At 57.3% G+C, this 19,552-nt stretch carries 16 protein-coding genes; 7 read left to right on the forward strand and 9 right to left on the reverse strand.

Going from position 1 to position 19,552, the window contains the following annotated elements; genetic code table 11:
- Nucleotides 1-134 precede the first annotated feature (134 nt).
- Nucleotides 135-1,100 carry a DNA-3-methyladenine glycosylase family protein gene (locus PEL01S_RS13585; RefSeq protein WP_127460720.1) on the forward strand — a complete coding sequence of 322 codons (966 nt, stop codon included), beginning with the start codon at nucleotides 135-137 and terminating at the stop codon, nucleotides 1,098-1,100.
- On the opposite strand, the gene PEL01S_RS13590 is transcribed toward PEL01S_RS13585, so the two are convergent.
- Nucleotides 1,076-3,397 carry a bifunctional diguanylate cyclase/phosphodiesterase gene (locus tag PEL01S_RS13590; protein WP_127460652.1) on the reverse strand — a complete coding sequence of 774 codons (2,322 nt, stop codon included), beginning with the start codon at nucleotides 3,395-3,397 and terminating at the stop codon, nucleotides 1,076-1,078. The genes PEL01S_RS13585 and PEL01S_RS13590 overlap by 25 nt on opposite strands.
- A 243-nt stretch (nucleotides 3,398-3,640) precedes the next feature.
- Here PEL01S_RS13590 and PEL01S_RS13595 point away from each other — a divergent pair, with 243 nt between their 5' ends.
- From PEL01S_RS13595 to PEL01S_RS13610, 4 genes are all read left to right on the forward strand, one after another.
- Nucleotides 3,641-4,309, forward strand: coding sequence for a hypothetical protein (locus tag PEL01S_RS13595; RefSeq protein ID WP_127460653.1), 669 nt, complete (start codon nucleotides 3,641-3,643; stop codon nucleotides 4,307-4,309).
- A gap of 114 nt (nucleotides 4,310-4,423) precedes the next feature.
- Nucleotides 4,424-5,110 carry a response regulator transcription factor gene (locus PEL01S_RS13600; protein ID WP_108532251.1) on the forward strand — a complete coding sequence of 229 codons (687 nt, stop codon included), beginning with the start codon at nucleotides 4,424-4,426 and terminating at the stop codon, nucleotides 5,108-5,110.
- Entirely contained in the window at nucleotides 5,107-6,978 is a 1,872-nt protein-coding gene (locus PEL01S_RS13605) for a sensor histidine kinase (protein WP_127460654.1), read from the forward strand. Before PEL01S_RS13600 ends, PEL01S_RS13605 begins: the two co-directional genes overlap by 4 nt.
- Nucleotides 6,979-7,404: 426 nt before the next feature.
- Nucleotides 7,405-7,731, forward strand: coding sequence for a YnfA family protein (locus PEL01S_RS13610; RefSeq protein ID WP_063180976.1), 327 nt, complete (start codon nucleotides 7,405-7,407; stop codon nucleotides 7,729-7,731).
- Nucleotides 7,732-7,815: 84 nt separating this feature from the next.
- On the opposite strand, the gene PEL01S_RS13615 is transcribed toward PEL01S_RS13610, so the two are convergent.
- Nucleotides 7,816-9,489 (reverse strand): glutamine--tRNA ligase/YqeY domain fusion protein, encoded by a 1,674-nt coding sequence (locus PEL01S_RS13615; RefSeq protein WP_127460655.1) that lies wholly within the window; start codon nucleotides 9,487-9,489, stop codon nucleotides 7,816-7,818.
- Between the two features lie 279 nt (nucleotides 9,490-9,768).
- Here PEL01S_RS13615 and PEL01S_RS13620 point away from each other — a divergent pair, with 279 nt between their 5' ends.
- Nucleotides 9,769-10,347, forward strand: coding sequence for a hypothetical protein (locus PEL01S_RS13620; RefSeq protein WP_127460656.1), 579 nt, complete (start codon nucleotides 9,769-9,771; stop codon nucleotides 10,345-10,347).
- Between the two features lie 88 nt (nucleotides 10,348-10,435).
- On the opposite strand, the gene PEL01S_RS13625 is transcribed toward PEL01S_RS13620, so the two are convergent.
- From PEL01S_RS13625 to PEL01S_RS13655, 7 genes are all read right to left on the reverse strand, one after another.
- Nucleotides 10,436-10,771 carry a hypothetical protein gene (locus PEL01S_RS13625; protein WP_063180981.1) on the reverse strand — a complete coding sequence of 112 codons (336 nt, stop codon included), beginning with the start codon at nucleotides 10,769-10,771 and terminating at the stop codon, nucleotides 10,436-10,438.
- A gap of 208 nt (nucleotides 10,772-10,979) precedes the next feature.
- Nucleotides 10,980-12,299, reverse strand: coding sequence for a 6-phospho-beta-glucosidase (locus PEL01S_RS13630; protein ID WP_127460657.1), 1,320 nt, complete (start codon nucleotides 12,297-12,299; stop codon nucleotides 10,980-10,982).
- Nucleotides 12,292-13,278, reverse strand: coding sequence for an N-acetylglucosamine kinase (locus PEL01S_RS13635; RefSeq protein WP_127460658.1), 987 nt, complete (start codon nucleotides 13,276-13,278; stop codon nucleotides 12,292-12,294). Before PEL01S_RS13635 ends, PEL01S_RS13630 begins: the two co-directional genes overlap by 8 nt.
- A 27-nt stretch (nucleotides 13,279-13,305) precedes the next feature.
- A complete protein-coding gene (locus PEL01S_RS13640; protein WP_127460659.1) occupies nucleotides 13,306-14,316 on the reverse strand; it encodes a LacI family DNA-binding transcriptional regulator in 1,011 nt (336 codons plus the stop codon).
- A 134-nt stretch (nucleotides 14,317-14,450) separates the two neighbouring features.
- Nucleotides 14,451-15,821 carry an ABC transporter substrate-binding protein gene (locus tag PEL01S_RS13645; protein ID WP_127460660.1) on the reverse strand — a complete coding sequence of 457 codons (1,371 nt, stop codon included), beginning with the start codon at nucleotides 15,819-15,821 and terminating at the stop codon, nucleotides 14,451-14,453.
- Nucleotides 15,822-15,863: 42 nt separating this feature from the next.
- Nucleotides 15,864-16,745 carry a carbohydrate ABC transporter permease gene (locus PEL01S_RS13650; protein ID WP_127460661.1) on the reverse strand — a complete coding sequence of 294 codons (882 nt, stop codon included), beginning with the start codon at nucleotides 16,743-16,745 and terminating at the stop codon, nucleotides 15,864-15,866.
- A complete protein-coding gene (locus PEL01S_RS13655; RefSeq protein WP_063180993.1) occupies nucleotides 16,742-17,635 on the reverse strand; it encodes a carbohydrate ABC transporter permease in 894 nt (297 codons plus the stop codon). Before PEL01S_RS13655 ends, PEL01S_RS13650 begins: the two co-directional genes overlap by 4 nt.
- A gap of 410 nt (nucleotides 17,636-18,045) precedes the next feature.
- On the opposite strand from PEL01S_RS13655, the gene PEL01S_RS13660 reads away from it, so the two are divergent.
- Nucleotides 18,046-19,389, forward strand: a complete 1,344-nt coding sequence (locus PEL01S_RS13660; protein ID WP_127460662.1) for a DUF2252 domain-containing protein — start codon at nucleotides 18,046-18,048, stop codon at nucleotides 19,387-19,389.
- The last annotated feature ends 163 nt before the right edge of the window (nucleotides 19,390-19,552 follow it).

A 19,552-nucleotide genomic window follows, 5' to 3' on the forward strand; every position in this document is an offset into this window, starting at 1 on the left:
TACCCCGGCAGGTCTTGCGATGTAAGGGGGGACGAGTGAGAGCGCAAGATTTCAAAAGCGCATGTGACCGGAGTATGGTAAAAAGGTATCATGAAGAAAAATAACGGACGTTGCTTGGACAAAGGAGAGAATGGATAATGAACGAAGCACAGCTTGCGGCCGAGCTTGAATTTCAAGAAGGATGGAAGGACGGCGGACACGAAGGGGAGCTTATTCCGCGGGGGCCTTTCCGGTTTTCCGCAGCTCTTGCCTATATGGGGAGATCGGAGAACGAATGCCTGTTTTACGTCGATCAAGACCAAGACCGCGTGTACAAATGGATCGAAGCGGGAAGTGAGCGGGTGCTTGTCGAAATCTTCGGCGGTTCGGAGGATCGTACTGTGCGTCTGCGGTTTCTTGACGAAGTGGCGCATGGGAATCCGCAGGCTCGTTTGGCGGCGGCACGTTACGTCTGGGAATGGTTCGACTTGGGGACGGATCTCGACGCGTTTTACCGGCTGGCCGAGAGCGACCTGCTGCTCGGACCGTTAACACAGCGGTTTTACGGGCTCCGGTGCATCGGCATTCCGGATTTGTTCGAGGCGCTATGCTGGGCCATTCTCGGGCAGCAGATCAATCTGGCGTTCGCCTACACGCTCAAGCGGCGGTTCGTCGAATCGTACGGCGCTTCCATGGCTTGGGACGGCCGGAAGTTCTGGACCTTTCCGGCGCCCGAAGCGATTGCGGAACTGTCGGTGGCCGACCTCACGCCGCTGCAGCTCACGTCCAAAAAGGCCGAGTATGTGCTCGAAACGGCGGCGCGCATGGCGGACGGCCGGCTGACCAAGGAGCGCCTGCTGCGTTTAGGCGATGCGGAAGCGGTCGAACGCGAGCTGACCGCCGTACGCGGGATTGGGCCATGGACGGCCCATTACGTGATGATGCGCTGTCTCCGTCTGCCGTCGGCTTTTCCCGCCGGGGACGTCGGCCTGCAGAATGCGGTCAAGCATCTGTTCGGCATGGACAGCAAGCCGACGCCGGCCGAGCTGCGGCGGCTTGCCGCCGGCTGGAGCGGCTTTGAAGCGTATGCGACGTTTTATTTGTGGAGGGTGTTATACTGAGGCGTGCCTTTCGAGGCCAGAAAAGCTTCGATCTCGCGGGCGGGCAAAGGCCGGCTGAGCAAGTAGCCCTGCACGGTATCGCAGCCGATCTGCTTCAGCCGCGCGAGCTCCGCTTCCGTCTCTACGCCCTCGGCAACCGTCCGGAGCCCGAGCGCATGGGCCATGTCGACGATCGCTTGGACCAGAGCGCGGTTGACCGGATCATGGTCCAGCCCCCGGATGAATGTCTTGTCGATTTTGAGCACGCTGAAATCAAACTTTTTCAGGTAAGCGAGCGCGGAATGGCCGGTGCCGAAATCGTCGATGGCCGTCCCGACGCCAATTCGGCGCAGCTCCTTCAGCAGCCGGATCGTCGCCTCGGCCTTCGTCAGGCCGGCGCTTTCTGTAATCTCAATCTCCAATTGGGAAGGATCGACCTCATGCCGCTGGAGGATCTGTTGGATGCGTTCGGGCAAATGAGGCCGGTTCAGCTGCCGCGCGGATAAATTGACAGCTACCTTGACCGGATAACCCAACACCTCTTCCCACCGGACGTGCTGCATGCACACTTTCTCCAGCACCCATTCGTCCATATCGGCGATCATGCCGATCTCTTCGGCTACCGGGATGAACTCTTGCGGGCTGAGAAGCCCCATCACCGGATGGTTCCATCGCGTCAGCGCTTCCAATCCGGTCAAGTGGCCGGTCCGGCAATCCATCTGCGGCTGATAGTACACTTCCAGCTCGCCGGCCTCCGCGGCCGCGCGCAGGCCGTTTTCCAGCATCAGTTGACGCGGCAGCTTCTCCGTCCACTTGGGCATGTACAGCCGATACTCGTTCCGGCTCTCCTTGGCGGCGTACATGGCGGAATCGGCGTGCCGCAGGAGCGTTTCCATGTCGCTTCCGTCCTTGGGATAAAGACTGATGCCGACACTGCCGGTGATATAAAAATCATGTTCTTCGACGTGAAACTTTCGCGCAAGCTCTGCCAAAACGGTATCCGCAACGGCAGTCGCCTCCTCGGGGTCCCGCAGATGGGGCAAAATGATCGTAAACTCGTCTCCGCCGAACCGGGATACGATCTGCGGCGCTTCGACGCACTGAAGCAGCCGCTGCCCAGCTTGCATGAGAAGCCGGTCTCCGATGTCGTGGCCGAGCGAATCGTTGATGACCTTGAACCGGTCGAGGTCGATGAAGAGCACCCCGACCATCGAGCCGGCTTGCTGTGCATCTTCCAGCGCGGCTTGCAGCTGATTTTGAAAATGACGCCGGTTCGGCAGCCCCGTCAGCCCGTCGTAATGGGCCAGATAACGAAGATCTTCTTCCGCTTTTTTGCGCTCCGTAATATCGGAGAAAATACCCGCATACGCCCGGACATCGCCATGCTCGTCCTTGATCGCTTTGATCGTCAGCCATTGCGGGTAAAGGTCTCCGGATTTCCGCTTGTTCCAAATTTCCCCTTGCCAGCTTCCGGTCCTTCGAATCGTCGTCCACATGTGTCGATAGAAAGCTTCGTCGTGCAGCCCCGAGTATAAAATTTTTGGCGTCTGCCCGACCGCTTCCTTCGCCGAAAAACCCGTGATAGTTACGAAAGCCGGGTTGACCGACAAAATCTGGCCTTCGATATTGGTAATCATGATTCCTTCGTGCGACGCTTCAAACACGCCCGCATGCATCCTCAGCGTCTGCTCGTCTTTTTTGCGTTCGGAGATGTCGGAGTAGATGCCCACATAATTGGCGATCCGTCCGTGATCATCCTTGACGGCGTTGATGATCAGCCAGCCGGGAAACAAGCTGCCGTCCTTGCGCCGTCCCCAGATCTCGCCCTGCCAGCTTCCATGGCAGATGCAGGCCCACATGTTGGCGTAGAAGTTATTGTCGTGCTTTCCGGATTGCAGGACGCAGGGCGTCTGGCCCAGCAGCTCGCAAGCTTCATAGCCCGTCATCCGGGTAAATGATTGGTTGATATCGATAATCCGCGTGGCCGCATCCGTAACCATGATGCCTTCCTGGGCGGATTGAAATACCCGCGCATATAACCGCAAATGCTCCTCCGACGACCGCCGCCGGTCCGCCTCGCGCCGCAGCCGGACATTATAGCGCTGCAGGATGCGGTAAAATACGACGGAGTTCAACAGAAACAGCCCCCAGCGCAGCAGCGTCGGCACATCCGGTGCCCTGTATCCCATAGCGTCAAGCGAGTTTGTTACCGCGTTCACAATGGCATTCGATAAAAAAATAAGAATCAGATTCGATATGATGAAAAAAAGCGTCACCGAGTCCAAAACGGGCAGCTTGCCTCGGTTGGCGGATCTCATATATCATTGCCACCTTTGCCATAGAATCAGTTTACTTCCTTGCATTGGAAAAAACTCTCTCCACAAGGTTATACTAGCAATCGCTCGTTGCCTGTGATCAAGATCACACATCATTTCCCATATTGTTGCGATATTTTGTCCGCATTGCTTTGTTAGTTTAAGACTGCAGGGATAAACGCCCGTCAAGCAAAGGGGCATTCTCCTGCGAAAATCAAATTCAGATCAACGAAGGAGTGCAGGACAATGAAAAACATATTGAAGATGGGTACGATCGGCACGCTACTGCTGGCAACGGCTTTTGGAGCGATGGGTACGGCAGCGGCGGCCGAGCAGGCGAAGGAGGTACCGCCGGGCGTCCAATCGGGGGTTATGAATCCCGGCAACGGCGCTTATATGAAACTGCTGGCGAAGATCTACATACCGGAGAGCGCAGAGGAGTGGAAAAAAGCGGTCGAAGAGCGCAAGCAGGCGGAAAATGACATGACGGAAGCGACTCAGGCACGCACCAAGTTTAAGGACGAGCTATCGCGCAATTATAAACCGGAGACCGCCCCTAAAGCGCCCAATGTCGAATATAAAGAAAACTCCGCTACGGGCAAAAAGCAACTGTTTATAGACGGTAAACCCGTAGATCATTATTCAAACGGAAGGCCGATAGCAGACGGCAAGATTGTAGAAGGCATCGCTGTCGCTATGGAGGGTATGGATGGTATAATCGATAAAAGACCGGAGCAATCCGAAGAGTCGAAGCGGGCGGTGGCGTACGCGAAAGCGGTCGAAGCAGGCGACACGGAAGCGATTCGCGGGCTGCTGCCGAAGTTGCTGATCGATTACCGCAAGCAGACAACCGCAATCAAAGAAGAGGCCGCAAGAATGAAAGCGGAGGATGCCAAGATCAAAGCGGGTCTGTAAAAAGCGGTACGTAATCACATTTTATAAAAGGCGTTCTTTTCGGGCACAGTCAGGCCGAAGACGCCTTTTTCCTTTGACGCAAACATGCTGGGACAGATACAGGAGAGGATTCGGATGTACCGTATTTTTCTGGTGGAGGACGAAGAACATTTGAACGGGGTGCTTTCCGCTTATCTTGAAAGCGAGGGTTGGCAGGTGCGTTCGTTTCTCAACGGCGGGGAGGGTCGCCAAGCGATAGGGGAACGGCCGGACCTGTGGATCCTCGACATTATGCTGCCTGGTATCGACGGCTACCAGCTGCTTCGTGAGATCAAGGCGGATCAGCCGCGGCTGCCGGTTATTTTCATTTCCGCGAGGGACGCCGATATCGACAGGGTCGTTGGGCTGGAGCTGGGCAGCGACGATTATATGGCCAAGCCGTTTCTCCCGCGGGAGCTGGTCATCCGTACGCGCAAGCTGCTGGAGCGCGTATACGGAGACGGAAGGCAAGAAGCGGAGGCCCGCGGCCGCGCACAGCTACTCGTGCCGCCCTATATCGTCGATGAAGATGGGCGAACGGTCAGGACGGAGAAAGGAAAGGCCGTGGACCTCACCTCCAAGGAGTTCGATCTGATTGTTTATTTTGGCCGGCATGCCGGCCAACTGCTTGATCGCGAGCAGGTGCTGGCGGGCGTGTGGGGCAGCGATTATTACGGGTCCGACCGCGTTGTGGACGATCTCGTTCGGCGGCTGAGGCGAAAGCTGCCGCAGCTGAGGCTGGAGACCGTATACGGATACGGGTACAGGCTGGTGAAAGCGTGAAGCATTGGCCTCTTGCCGTCAAATTATGGGGGATCTTCACCGCCTTGACGATCGGCAGCTTCTCGTTGCTGGCGGTGCTGCTGCCATGGACGTTGAAAGATTTTTTTACGGAACAGCTGTACGATTCCTTACTCGACCAGTCTCAAATGTATGCGTCCTCCCCGCCTTCTTTTCTTCCTTCAGACATATCGGCTTCTGCCATTATGGGGCTGGCGGGCTTCCGGGAGATGATCAGGCGGGTTGCTCCTGAAAGCGAGGAAATGTGGAAACAGGCGTTTGGGGAGCGCGAGCTGGCGGAGAACGACATGGCGAAAGCGACTCAGGAACGCACCAAGTTTAAGGACGAGCTACAGCGCAGCTTCAATAAGAAGACCTCTCCTCAGAACGACAAAATTGATTTTAAAGAAAGCGCTGCGGCTGGAGTGACCCCGACTTTTATCGGTAAGCATCCGGATAACGGGATCAACGGGGGGAAAGAATCGGAGCTTTCGGATAAGATGAAGCTTTTGGAGACGTACGCGCGAGATGTCGAAGCGGGAGATACGCAAGCGATCCGAGCGGAGGACGCGGAAGCGATCCGCGGATTGCTTCCGAAGCTGCTGGACGATTATCGCAAGCAGACGGCCTCGTTGAAAGAGGCCGCTGCCAGAATGACAATCGAGGACGATAAGCTCAAAGCAGAGGGCGCTATCAAGAAGACGGAGCCCTCTTTGCCGCCGCCGAATGGTCCGTCCGTTCAACGTTTGATGCTGAGTACGAAAGGGAGTATATCGTTATTCGAAATGAGCGGCGCTTTGACCTCGGCCGATCCTCTCGTGCGAACCATGGCGCAGGATGCCCGGCTGCAACAGGCTCCCGTACAAAAGTATATGAGCAATATCGAGGGCAAGCTGGTCTTTTATGTCATCCGAATACAAGACATTCAAGGCGGCCCCGGCTTCATGGTATCCTACACCACGAGCAATTACCGCAACGATCTGGTTATGGCGATGTTCGGCCGGCTGGCGCTGCTCATGGCGGGACTGATCGTGCTGAGCTGGCTCCCGTGTCTGGGGCTGGCCCAATATTTGACGCGTCCGCTTGTGCAGATGGAGCGGCATGTCGGACGGCTTGCCAGACGCGATTGGCACGAACCGCTGGAGACGGTCAGCAAGGATGAAATCGGGCGTTTGGGATCGGCCATCGAGACGATGCGTCAGCAGCTTGTAAGGCAGGACAAAACGCAGCAGTTTTTCCTCCAAAACATCTCGCATGAGCTCAAGACGCCCGTCATGGTGATCCGCAGCTATGCCCAGTCCATTATGGACGGCGTCTTTCCGCGGAAAACGCTGGCAGGCAGCGTGGACGTCATTATGAAGGAATCGGAGCGGCTGGAGAAACGGGTCCGCGACCTGCTTTATTTGAACAAGCTGAATTATTTTACGTCCCGGGCGAAGCCGCACCAGCCCTTCGATCTGAAAGCGCTGCTCGACGATACCGTGGAGAGGCTGCGCTACCGCCGCGCAGACATTGCTTGGGAGGTCAGCGTCCCGGATGCGGTCATGCTCACCGGCGACCGGGAGCAGTGGGGCGTCGCGCTGGAGAATCTGGCTGATAACCAGTTGCGGTATGCGAAAACTAGTATCCGGCTTGAAGTGAGGCCGGGGGGAGCCGGAGCTCCTATCGTTCGCCTATGGAACGACGGGCCGCCGCTCGATGAGGAGACGGCGCAAAGCTTGTTCGAGCCGTTCCGGACCGGAGGGGACGGGCAGTTCGGCTTAGGCCTTGCCATTGTCAAGCAAATCGCCGTCAACCACGGCTATACGGCCCGAGCCGCGAATGAAGAAGGGGGCGTTACCTTTTACTTGGAGCCGGGCGCTTCGGTCTAATCGCTTCCTTTCGGAATAGTCGCAAAAACTGCAAAGTCGGTTGACCTGACGGTACGAATAAAATGGACGGGGAAAAGCACACATTTTGCCCCATAGTCCAAACATGCCGAAGGACACGACCATAGGATATAACATGTAAACGAAAGGAGGGACCGAACAATGGGTTTTGGTGGTTGCGGAGTTGGTGGCTTTGGCGGCTGCGGCGGGTTTACTAGCACAGGTGTTATTCTCGTTCTCTTCATTCTGCTTGTAATCGTTACCCGTTCCTTGTTCATCTAATTGCGAGCAGTTCCCTGAAGATCCCGCGTTTTGGCGGGATCTTTTTTTATGCTTGGCATTAGGGAAACGGTATACATTGAGGGGGAGCGGCGGTTAGAATGGAGAAAAAACGATTGCCGAAGAAGGAACGGGGAAAGGAAGACTGCGATGGTACAGGCCGTTATCTTATTTATTCTCGCGGGGCTGGCCGAGATCGGCGGAGGGTACCTTGTCTGGTTATGGCTCCGGGAAGGAAGGGCGATCGGCTACGGCATCGTCGGCGCGCTGATTCTTGTCGTATACGGGATCATTCCGACATTGCAAAGCTTTCCGAGCTTCGGGCGGGTGTATGCGGCTTATGGCGGCGTTTTCGTCGTCTTGTCGGTACTGTGGGGCTGGGGCATCGACAAGAAAGCTCCGGACGTCTACGACTGGCTCGGGATGAGCTTGTGTTTGGTCGGGGTCGCCGTCATGCTGTACGCTCCGCGGTCCTAACGCCGCGTCCTGGGACGACAGCAAAAAAAGAAGCCTTTCGCAGCGGATAAACCGTCCGGCGAAAAGGCTTCTTTGCGCTTGTGGTTATTTTTTCGGGTCAAACGAGCTCTTCAGCGACACGATCCGGTTGAACACCGGGCGGCCCTCCGTCGAATGCTTCGGATCGACGTTGAAGTAGCCGTGGCGGAAAAACTGGAACTTGTCCTGAGGCTTCGTGTCCCGCATATTGTTCTCGACGAAGCCTTGCACCGTTTCGAGCGACTTCGGATTAATATTGTCGAGGAACGATTCGCCTTCCTCTGCTTCCTCGTCGAGGATGAGCGGCTCGTACAGGCGGAATTCCGCCGGGACGGCTTGCGTCGCTTCCACCCAGTGAATCGTCCCCTTGACCTTGCGGCCGGTAAAGCCGCTGCCGCTCTTCGTTTCAGGATCGTACGTGCAGTGCAGCTCCGTGACGTTGCCGTCCGCGTCCTTGATCACGTTCTCGCATTTGATGAAGTAGGCGTGCTTCAGACGCACTTCATTGCCGGGGAACAGGCGGAAGTAGCCTTTGACCGGCTCCTCCATAAAGTCGTCCCGCTCGATATAAATTTCCCGCGAGAACGGAATTTGACGATGACCCATCGCTTCGTTCTCGGGATTGTTCTCCGCATCCAGCATCTCCACTTGCCCTTCCGGGTAGTTCGTGATGACCACCTTCAGTGGCTGCAGCACGGCCATCGTGCGCGGCGCCTTCAATTTGAGGTCCTCGCGGATGAAATGCTCCAGCATCTTCTCGTCGACGACGCTGTTGTTCGTCTTCACTACGCCGACTTCGCGGCAGAACGTGCGGATCGCTTCCGGGGTATAGCCCTTGCGGCGCAGACCGGAGATCGTAGGCATCCGCGGATCGTCCCAGCCGTCGACGACGTTCTCTTCCACGAGTAGCTTCAGCTTCCGCTTGCTCATCACTGTATTGGTCAGGCTGAGCCGGTTGAATTCGTACTGCCGCGGCACGTTCTCCATCTCGCACTCCTGCACGACCCAATCATACAGCGGACGGTGGTCGGCGAACTCCAACGTACAGATGGAATGCGTGATGCCTTCGATCGCGTCCTCCAGCGGATGAGCATAGTCGTACATCGGGTAGATGCACCACTTGTCGCCGGTATTATGGTGATGCGTATGGGAAATCCGGTACAGCACCGGGTCCCGCAGGTTGATGTTCGGCGAGGCCATGTCGATTTTGGCGCGCAGCACCTTCTCGCCGTTGGCAAACTCGCCTTTGCGCATCCGCTCGAACAGGTCGAGATTTTCCTCCACGCTGCGGTCGCGGTACGGGCTGTTTTGGCCGGGCTCGGTCAGGGTGCCCCGCGTTTCGCGGATTTGCTCCGCCGTCAGATCGCATACGTAGGCTTTACCCTTGCGGATCAAGCGTACGGCGCGCTCGTACATTTCATCGAAAAAGTCCGAGGCAAAATACAGCTGCTCCCACTCGAAGCCGAGCCACGCGATGTCTTCCTGAATCGAGCGTACAAACTCCTCGTCTTCCTTCACCGGGTTCGTATCGTCAAAACGCAAATGCGTACGTCCGCCGAATTCGTCGGCAAGCTCGAAGTTCAGGCAGATCGATTTCGCGTGCCCAATATGCAGGTAGCCGTTCGGCTCCGGAGGAAAGCGGGTGACGACGGTTTGAACTTTACCCGTGTTCAAATCTTCGATCATGATGTTTTTAATGTAATTGGAGGATGATGCAGAAGCCGGTTTCGTCGTGTCCAATGGGATCAACCTTTCTCACAAATTAGCTGTCAAAATCTATTACTCTCTATAATACACAAAATGGAGGGCAATTATAAATGGTTTTCCGTACGATTCTTTGAAGAAAGCCCTTACTTGACGGACTTTTATGCGTTTTCCCTCCGAATATTGGGCGGTATCTATGAAAATGGGAGGGATTTTTCTCTCTTTTGCAAGAGACGGCGTAAAATCCGCACCTTGCGGCCAAAAGAACATAAGGTGAAAAGAAGAGGGAGATGCCATGGAAAGGAGAGAGTCATTGTGAAAACGAACCCTGTAAAAGAAACGAACCGTCTCGTGACGGTACCGGTGCTGCGGAAGACGCTGGCCGCCATGATTCCGTTTTACCGGCGGATTGCCACAGACCCTGCTTATGCTGCCGCGTGGACCCGGGGCGTGCGCCGCGCGGATCTGGATGCGCTGATTCGGCTGTTTCGGCAAGTCGGTCTAAACGAGCGGCGGTATGCGTCCTTGTCCACGAACGGCATCGGCTACTTCGTCGATTTCAACGCGCCGAAGCCGATCGTGCTGTATTCGAACGGCACCACGATTCTTCCGGGAACGACACAGTTTTATTTTAATACGAAGGTTCACCGTGCGGTGGCCAAGGCGATTCTGCCGTTTTATCAAGAAATCGTCACCAACCGGCCGTTCGCCTGCATCGTCGTCCGGGCGATCCGCAGCGGCAACCGAGGGCTGCTTGACCGACTGGTCCGCAGTATGATCAAGACCTCGCATCTGCGTTCCGTCTCCATCGAAAGCTCAGGCATCCGGTGCAGCTTCAAATACGCGGCCAGTCCGTTCCGTCTTGACAACCTGATCTTTGGCGGCGGGTTCTGAAGGCGGCAAAAGATCCGCACGAGGCAAATCCCCTGCGTCTGGCGCGAGGCCGCCGATCGCAGGGGATTTTGTTGGCGAGGATATAAGCTTAGAGCAGAGCCGAGGCAGCGTGCTTCTCTTCATACTGCAGCAGCAGCGCTTCGGCTTTGTCTAAATCTTTGGCGTGCACATCGAGCTTCAAGCTTTCGGGGTGATGGAGATCGACGGCTTCGGCTGCCGTCTGAATTGCGCTTAGAGCCGCATCGGTCTCGGATTTCACCCGGCATTTCACCTGCTTCGACTTTAAGAAGGCGTGCCTCGCGTGAAGGTCGCGTGCCTCGGGCCCGGAAGCGGCCATCACCGTCTTCCACTGCGCGGAGCGGCTGTATAGCAGGTACATCGCGGCAAGGACAACCAACAGGAGCAATAAACCTCCCATAACCATAGAAACACCACCTTCGTCTAATTGGATTTTGCGGACGGAGGACTGCCGGTAGTCTTGGGTGGGCGGACGCATGCTTGCCATTACCCGTTTCCGGCCGGGTTGAAACATGGTTTTTTTTACCACAAATATCGAACAAGCCGGCTAACGGTTCGGCGACCGATGCCGGCTTGCTGTAAGTCTATTTTAAGGTTTGAAGCATTAGAACGGCTTACACGGTCTGCGCGGCGAAAAAACGCGGCAAAAACGCTTTGTTCTGCTCCAGCATCTCGTCCAGCATCGGCTCCGCTTTGTTGACCGAGGTCACGAGCGGATGGTGGGCCAGCGCTTGAAGCGCAAGCCCGCGGTCGCCCGAGACGGCGGCGGCGATCGCCAGGCGCTCGTACGTTTTCACCGCATGGATCAAGCCCTTGGCAGCTTCCGGCATGACCGATACCGGCAGCGGAATCGGCCCCTGCTTCGTGACGACGCAGTTGACCTCGATGCAGGCGTCCGCCGGCAGGAAGTCGAGAATGCCCTGGTTGCGGACGTTCAGCGTCTGGATGTCGCGCGTATCGTTGTACAGCGACGTCATCAGGTTGACGGCGGCCTCCGAGTAGTATGCGCCTCCGCGCTTCTCCAACTGCTTCGGCTTCTCGGCCAGCTCCGGGTCCTTGTACAGCTCGAACAATTCGTCCTCCAGCCGCTTCACGACTTCGGCGCGGGTGCCTTCCCGGGCGGACGACTCGATCTGGTCGGCCAGCATCTCTTCGGTCAAATAAAAATACTTCAAATAGTATGTCGGGATAGCACCGAGCGAACGGATGAACGACGCGTTCCATTCGTACTGCGGGACGTTTTTGGCGGAATAGCCGTCGCGGTTCGCCAGCAGTTCCTCCAGCTTCGATTCGCCGTCGATCCGTACCTGCGTGACCCAGTGCAGATGATTCAGGCCGACGAATTCGGCGTAGATTCGCTCCATCGGCACCTCGTAGAGGCCGGTCAGCCATTTGTACACCCCAATCGGCGAATTGCAGATGCCGACGGCCCGAATGTTCGAATGGTTGAGGATCGCTTCCGTCACCATGCCCGCCGGATTCGTGAAGTTCAGCATCCAGGCGTCCGGGCACAGCTCCTCCATATCCTTGGCGATATCCAGCAGCACGGGAATCGTGCGCAGGGCCTTCATCATGCCGCCCGGGCCGGTCGTTTCCTGGCCGATCATGCCGTAGCGGAGCGGAATCGTCTCGTCCCGGATGCGCGCTTCCAGCAGCCCGACGCGCAGCTGCGTCGTGACGAAATCGGCGCCCGCCAGCGCTTCCCGGCGATTGGTCGTCAAGCGGACCGTGATCGGCAGCTGCGATTTCTCCACCATGCGCTGCGCCAGCTGTCCGACGATGCGCAGCTTGTGCTCCCCTTCCGGGATATCGACCAGCCACAGGTCCGTGACGGGAAAACGGTCATGATGCATGATAAAACCCTCGATCAGCTCCGGTGTATACGACGATCCGCCGCCGATCACGACGACTTTCAGTCCTTTGGTTTCAGCCACCTGCAAGCACTCCCTTCAAATCGGATATGCGTCGGACTTGCTCCTGCACCGGCTCGGAGACGGTCGCGCCGTCTTTTTCCATAGCCAGCAAGATTGCCCCGACCACCGGCTCGACATCCAGCGCCTGAAGCCGGCAGCCGGGCGCTTCCGGCTGCACGATATCTACGATAAACGGATGAATGAATTGCCCGTCTCCTCTTGTCAGCACACTGCCCGCAAGCACTAGATCGAACGTCTCTTTCTGCATCCCCAGACGCCGGATGACCGCGCGGGCCGCCAGCCCGAGCTCCGTTCCCTGCATGCGGAGGATGCGGGCCGCCACGCGGTCTCCCTGGGCGGCGGCTTCGAATAGCAGCGGCGTCAGTTCAAGCGGGGCGGGCAGCGCATGGTCCAGAAAGTGGTGGAACATGTGTTCGACCGAAGGGTAGCCGAGCTCCTTCGTGACCAAAACGGTCAGCAGCGTCTCTTCCTCGCGGCCTTCCCATGCCCGGATCACGGCCCGGAACGCTTCCGCCGCCAAGTCCCCGCCGCCGCCGAAATCGCCGTATGGATAGCCGAAGCCGCCGCATTGGTACATCTCGCCCGAAGGGGACATGCCAACGCAGTTCGTACCGCTGCCGCAAATCGCCACGACGCCGTACGGCTTCGATGTGCCGGCGCGCAGGGCGATGACGGTGTCGCAGACGACGTCGGAGCCGGGCAGTCCCAGCTCGGCGATCATCGGGCGCAAAATGCGAAAGTCGGCTTCGCGGTCGGCGCCTGCCAGTCCGAAGCAGGCCGCGGCAATATCCTGCTCGCGCAGGCCGGCTTGGCCGAGCGCTTGAGCAACGGCTTGGCGGATACTCTGCTCGGCCGTATCGCGGTCAATCTGATGGTTGCCGGGGCCGCCCTTGCCGGCTGCGACCAGCCGGCCCGTTTCGTCGGTAATGACGGCATACGTTTTGCTGCCGCCGGCATCCATCCCCAAGTAGTATTTCAATGTACTCCACTCCCGTCCTATAGCCAGCTACGGTGTGGGGGAATAAGGCGACGTGGATTCTCTCACGATCAATTCCGGCTTCAAGCAGACCGAAGTGTTCCGTTTCAGGGAGCCGTCGATCAGCTTGAGCAGCAGGCGGACGGCCTGCTGTCCCATCTGCTCCATCGGCTGTCTGACGGTCGTCAGACGCGGATGAATATCGGCGGCGAACACTTGGTCGTCATACCCGACGATGGAAAGATCGCGCGGGATGCGGTACCCTTCATCCCGGAACGCATCCATGACGCCGAGCGCAAGGCCGTCTTCTCCGGCGAAGACGGCCGTCGGCACGATCCCGCTGCGCAGCCATTCCTTGGCGACGTCGAAGCCGCTGCGGATGTTGAATTCGGTGCAGGCCACGGCCAGCGGGGACAGTCCCGCTTCGGCCATGGCCGCTTCGAATCCGCGTCTGCGCTCCCGGGCGCTGAGAAACAGCTCCGGCCCGCTCACGTGCGCGATGCGCGTATGTCCCAGACTGATCAAATGCTTGGTCGCCTCGTAGCCGCCCGTATAGTTGTCCACATTCACCGTAGTGGCATTTGTTTTTTCAATCTGATTATCGATAATGACAAACGGGATCTTCTTCCGTTTGAGCTCCAGCACATACTGTTCTTCTTCCATGGGCGACAGCACGATGATGCCGTCGACCCGGTCTTCCTGAAACAAAAAGTTGGTTGGCTTCAAGCCGCCGTCCGGAGAAGAACACACATTCAGCGCCAAAAAATAGCCGTTCTCCTCCAGCGCTTCGTTCACGGCGTGAACGATGCCGTCGAACACCGAATCCTGCAGGGTGATCAGCGTCAGGCCGATCAGTCCCGTCGACCCCCGCGCCAGATTGCGGGCGGCGGCATTGGGCCGGTAATCCAGCTCCTGAATGGCCTGCAGCACCTTCTGACGGTTGCTCTCCCGGACGGTGGGCGAATTGTTAAGCACCTTCGACACGGTCACAAGCGACAGTCCCGATTTTTTTACGACGTCCCATATGCTTACTTTTTTCATGATTAGATCAAACTCCCGGATCGGTATTCATTCTTATAAGCAATAGTATACCATAGCTCCGTCCGGCCCCTCCGCAAGGAGAGGCCGGGGGGCAAGGGGAGTCGTGGCGCGGCAGGGTCGGAAGGCTTGCGCACTTATTTGCTGGCTTTGCCGGCGTTTTTCTCCTTCAGCAGGTCGTTCACCTTTTTCTCCAGCTGCGGGCTGACTTCGGCTACGGTTTTTTGCCCGTTGTCCACGAGGTCCAGCTCGTTCTTGACGATGTTCAAAATCTCGGAGTAGTGGGTGATCAGATGGTTATACGATTCGACGCCGTATTTCAGGCCGCCCTCGACGACGTTTTTCATATCTTTGGCGTCGATCGCCGGGTTGTAGAGACTGAAATACTTCTCCGCCGCCTGCTGGTTGGCCGGAGGCGTGCCGCCGCTCAGCTCGATCGACTTTTCCTGAATGTCTTTGCCGAGCTGGAACTTGATCCATTCGTACGCTTCCTTCGGATGCTTGGAATCCTTCAGGATGAGGAGCGGGTCGACGTACAGCACGTTGCGGTTCTTGTCGCTGCCACTGTACGGGACGGCGGCCACGCCGACCTTGAAACTGTAATCCTTGACCGAGGCGAGAATCCAGGCCCCGGCGACGGACATCCCTACGCGCCCGGTGGCGAACGGATCGCCGCCCTGCCCGGCGACAGCCTTGGTGAATTCCGGCGACGGCATCACCTTGTCCTTCAGGATCAGGTCGGACAAGCGTTGGTTGATTTTGACGACCTCCGGCGAATTGAAGTGGAAGGACGTCGCATGGCCGCCGTTCGTCCACGTGTCGTCGGAGTAGACCTTCGCTCCGAAATACACCGGACGCATATCCTTCTCGCCCCAGACCCAGTCCATGCCGAACTCCACTTTCTCAAAATCGTCGCTCGGCTTGCTCAGCTTTTTGGCGGTTTCGACCATTTTGTCGAACGTCCAGGACTTGTCTTCGTAATCCGACGGCGGGTACGGAACGCCCGCTTTGTCGAACATGTCCTTGTTGTAGAGGAGCATCGTCACGTAGCTGTAAACCGGGATGCCGTAGTTTTTGCCGTCGATTTTGTAGATGTCCATCAGGTTGTCGGGAATACCGTAATCGGACGCTTTGAAGTTGTCCTCTTTCATCAGGTCGGTCAAGTCGCGTAGCAAGCCCTTATCGTAATACTCGATGAAGCCGCCTTCGCCCCAATGCGAGGTGACGTCGGGAGTCGTACCGGCGGCAATCATCGCCTGCAGCTTCGAATCGAATTCCTCGTACGGCGTCTTCATGATCTTGACCTTGATGTTCGGGTGCTTTGCTTCGAATTCCGGAACGAGCTTCTCGACAAAGGTTTTATCCGGAACGTCGGGAACGAACTGCGTGATCGTGACCGTGGAGTCCCCCTTGGACCCGCCATCTTTCGTGTCGCTTGCGCAAGCCGGCAGCAGTACTGCGCCTGTCAGCAGAATCGCGCCGAGACAAGCCGTCTTGTTTCTTTTCATCTTTGCTCACTCCTTCGTTTGGTGACCCCGCAGACGGGTTATTCATTTCACTCCAGTCAGCACGATGCTTTCTACGAAATATTTTTGTGCGACGGAGAATAAAACCAGGATCGGAACGAGAGCCAGCACGGCGGACAGCATGACAAGGTTCCACGGCACCAGCCGGGTAGCGGACGAATACATCGCAGTCATGCCGATCGTCAGGGTGAAATGCTCGGACGAGTTCAGGTACAGCACCTGCCCGAGCAGATCGTTCCAGCTGTACATGAAGGCGAAGATCGCCACGGTCGCCAGCACGGGACCGGAGAGCGGCAGCGCGATGTTCCACCACTGGCGCCACTCGGAGCAGCCGTCGATTTTGGCCGCGTCGTACAGCTCGTTCGATAACGAAGTGAAGAACTGCCGAATGAGGAAGATGTTATAGGCCGAGCCGAAAAAAGCAGGGACGGTAATCGGCAGAATCGAGTCCATCCACCCGAGATTCTTGAACAAAATGAACTGCGGAATCATCAGGGCCGGGTACGGAATCATCATCGTGCTGAGCAGAAACAGGAACAGCACGTTTTTCCCCCGGGCGTTATAGCGCGCGAACCCGAAGGCGACGAGGGACGACGAAAGCACGGTCCCGATGACGCTGAAGAAGGCGATCAGCAGGCTGTTTTTGTACCACAGGCCGTACTGGTATTGGGTGAACAGGTTCTTGAAGTTGCCCCAGGCGAACTGCTCCGGGATGAGTCTGGGCGGGAATTTGAGCACTTCCGCCTGCGATTTGAACGCGGTCGAGAACATGTTGAGCGTCGGGAAAATCATGATGACCGCAATGACGATCAGCAGCAGAAAGACCAGCCACTCGAACGGGGTTGTTTTGCGCTTGCCGACCGCTTGCCGTACCGGACGCTTCTGCGTTACGGTTGCCGTGCTCATACGCCGCCGCCTCCTTCATAATGAACAAGCTTCCGGGATACCCTCATGATCAGGAACGTCATGAGCATGATCACGATGAGCAGCAGCCAGGCCATGGCCGAAGCGTAGCCCATCTTGAAAAACTTGAAGCCGTTCTGCCATAGGTAATAGACGTAAAACTGGGTGGCGTAGTGCGGCCCGCCCTTGGTCATGACGAACGCCTGCGTAAACACCTGGAACGAATCGATGATGCCCATGATGAGCTGGAACAGCACGACGGGCGAAATCATCGGCAGCGTGATGCGCCAGAGCGACTGCCATCTTGTGACGCCGTCGATCTTGGCGGCCTCGTACAGAATCGGGGGCACGCCCTGCAGACCGGCGAGGAAGATGACCATGCCCGCCCCGGCGCTCCACATCGTCATGATGACCATGGAGGCCAGCGCCCAGTTGCTGTCTTCGAGCCATTTGGGGCCGTCGATGCCAAGCAGCCCAAGCGCCCAGTTGAACATGCCGATCTTGGAGTTGAACACCCACAGCCAGACGAGCGACATCGCCACGCCCGAGATCATGCTGGGAAAATAAATCGCTGTCCGGAAAAACCGCTTGAACGGAATTTTCTGATTGACCAGCAACGCCAGAAACAGCGACAGCAGAAGCTGCAGCGGTACGCTGAATATCGTGAACAGCACCGTCGTTTTCACCCCGCGCCAGAACAGATCGTCCTGAAACATCTTGGTGTAGTTCTGCAGGCCGACCCACTTCGGCGGGCTGGTGATGTTGTATTCCGTGAAGCTGATGTAGAGCGAATACAGAATCGGGTACAGCGTGAATATCGCCGCTCCGATCAGCCACGGCGAAATGAACAGGTAAAAATATTTGGTCTCCCGTCTGCGCGCCCCCTGCCGCATGGGCAATCCCTCCTTAAAGTATAAACGTTTATATTTTTGTCGAATTAAGGCACGCCCCCTGCCGGCCGGTGCGAAGCCGCTCGTCCGGTTCCACGCAACATAAAATTGATTTTTTCTTCATGATTTTCTGAAAAGTTTTGCCGGTTAAACTAGGATGTTGTTGAAACGAGGGGGAATTGCGGATTGCATCGAAGCTCTAAAATTATAAACGTTTATATTTTTATACGCCTATAGTAATCGTTTTCAAGGGTGGCGTCAATCCCTAATTTTCCAGCATGTCCCCGGTGACTTGCGGATAGGGCGTCCGAGGCCGAAGAGGGCCGTTCTATGCGCGAATTGACACGCTGTCGGCGCGTAAGCTACCATGAGAAAAATACTTTGCTTATCGCCGCAAAAGGGGGAAACCGCGCATGAATTCGGAGCTGCTTACGGAACGTGTCCGGCTCACGCAGAAAAAGCTGCGCAAGGAGCTGCTGACCCGTGTGCTGGACGAGTTCGACGGACAGATTATGGCGCTGCCCGAGGCCAAACGGGGGCAGAAATACGCCAAGATGGCGGGAAGTCCGTTTTCATTCTTCCGGGGGAGCGCGTACTTGTTTTATTTTGACGCCAGCCGGGAATGGTTTCCGTACCACAGCTCGCCGGAACGGCCGACGTGGATTCAAGGGGATCTGCATTTCGAGAATTTCGGGGCGTTCCGCAGCGAAGAGGGGCGGATCGTGTACGATGTGAACGATTTTGACGAGGGGTATCTGGGCTCCTACTTGTACGATCTGCTGCGGATGTCGGTCAGCGTAGCGCTCGTTTGCCGGACGAAGGACATCGGCGCCGACGGGCAGGAGGAAGCGATCACCGCTTATCTGGACGCGTATGCGAACCAGATCCGGCGCTTCGCCCGGCGGAAGGACGACCCGCGGACGCTCGTCTTCGATAAGGACCGCACGGCAGGGCCGATCCGCAAGCTGCTGAAAAAGACGGAGAAGCGGATTGCGTCGCAGTTTCTGGAAGGCGTGACGACGCTGACGAGGACGACGAGGCGGTTCGCCAAATCGGAGGAGATCGTTCCGCCGACGCCGCAGGAGCGCCGCATGCTGGAGGAGAGCTGGCCGCAGTATCTGCAATCGCTGGAGTGGAAGACGAAGCGTTCCGACGGCTATTACGCCATCAAGGACGTGGCGGTAAAGCACGGCTCGGGCACAGCCTCCATCGGGCTGGACCGCTTCTATGTGCTCATCGAGGGCGAAGGCGGCGAGCAGGCGCTGGACGATATCGTGATCGAGGTCAAGGAAGTGCGCGCGCCGATACCGGCTTATTTTATGCCGTTTAACGAGGCGTTCTGGAACTATTTCAGCCACCAGGGCAAGCGGGTCATTGTGACGCAGCAGGCGATGCATCACGAGGCGGACCCGTTTCTCGGCTTCTTGACGATGGACGGGCGGCATTTTTACGTCAGGGAGCGGTCGCCCTACAAGAAACGGCTGAAGGCGGACAAGCTGACGGAGAAGGAAGATCTGCTGTCCGTGCTGGACTGCATGGGCCGGATTACGGCGAAGCTTCATGCGCGGGCGGATGCGGACATGAAGCACGGGCTGATGGCATACCACAGCGAGGAGGAGATCCAGCGCGCGATCGGACCGGACACGGACGCGTTCTGCGACTATATCGCGCATTGGGCGATCGCGTACGCGCATCAGGTCGAGGAGGACTATGCGCTGTTCGTGGAATGGCTGGACGAGCGGAAGGAGCGGGCGTAGGCCGGCCGGTCGGTGTTCGTGAGCGGCAATGCGCATCATCATCTTGCGAAAAAAGGAGCTGGTCCCTTGCAGCCACGAACGGTTGCGGACGGGAACAGCTCCTTTGGTATGTTATGCGAAAACGGCGGTGTGCCGTGCGGCAAAAGCTTGCTTATCCGCCCGG

Source organism: Paenibacillus elgii NBRC 100335 (assembly GCF_004000865.1).
Classification (GTDB): domain Bacteria; phylum Bacillota; class Bacilli; order Paenibacillales; family NBRC-103111; genus Paenibacillus_G; species Paenibacillus_G elgii.

Bases quoted from the DNA above. Each gene is read 5' to 3' on its own strand.
- PEL01S_RS13590 (WP_127460652.1), bottom strand. From the start codon at position 3,397: ATGAGATCCGCCAACCGAGGCAAGCTGCCCGTTTTGGACTCGGTGACG.
- PEL01S_RS13595 (WP_127460653.1), top strand. From the start codon at position 3,641: ATGAAAAACATATTGAAGATGGGTACGATCGGCACGCTACTGCTGGCA.
- PEL01S_RS13600 (WP_108532251.1), top strand. From the start codon at position 4,424: ATGTACCGTATTTTTCTGGTGGAGGACGAAGAACATTTGAACGGGGTG.
- PEL01S_RS13610 (WP_063180976.1), top strand. From the start codon at position 7,405: ATGGTACAGGCCGTTATCTTATTTATTCTCGCGGGGCTGGCCGAGATC.
- PEL01S_RS13625 (WP_063180981.1), bottom strand. From the start codon at position 10,771: ATGGTTATGGGAGGTTTATTGCTCCTGTTGGTTGTCCTTGCCGCGATG.
- PEL01S_RS13640 (WP_127460659.1), bottom strand. From the start codon at position 14,316: ATGAAAAAAGTAAGCATATGGGACGTCGTAAAAAAATCGGGACTGTCG.
- PEL01S_RS13645 (WP_127460660.1), bottom strand. From the start codon at position 15,821: ATGAAAAGAAACAAGACGGCTTGTCTCGGCGCGATTCTGCTGACAGGC.
- PEL01S_RS13650 (WP_127460661.1), bottom strand. From the start codon at position 16,745: ATGAGCACGGCAACCGTAACGCAGAAGCGTCCGGTACGGCAAGCGGTC.
- PEL01S_RS13655 (WP_063180993.1), bottom strand. From the start codon at position 17,635: ATGCGGCAGGGGGCGCGCAGACGGGAGACCAAATATTTTTACCTGTTC.
- PEL01S_RS13660 (WP_127460662.1), top strand. From the start codon at position 18,046: ATGAATTCGGAGCTGCTTACGGAACGTGTCCGGCTCACGCAGAAAAAG.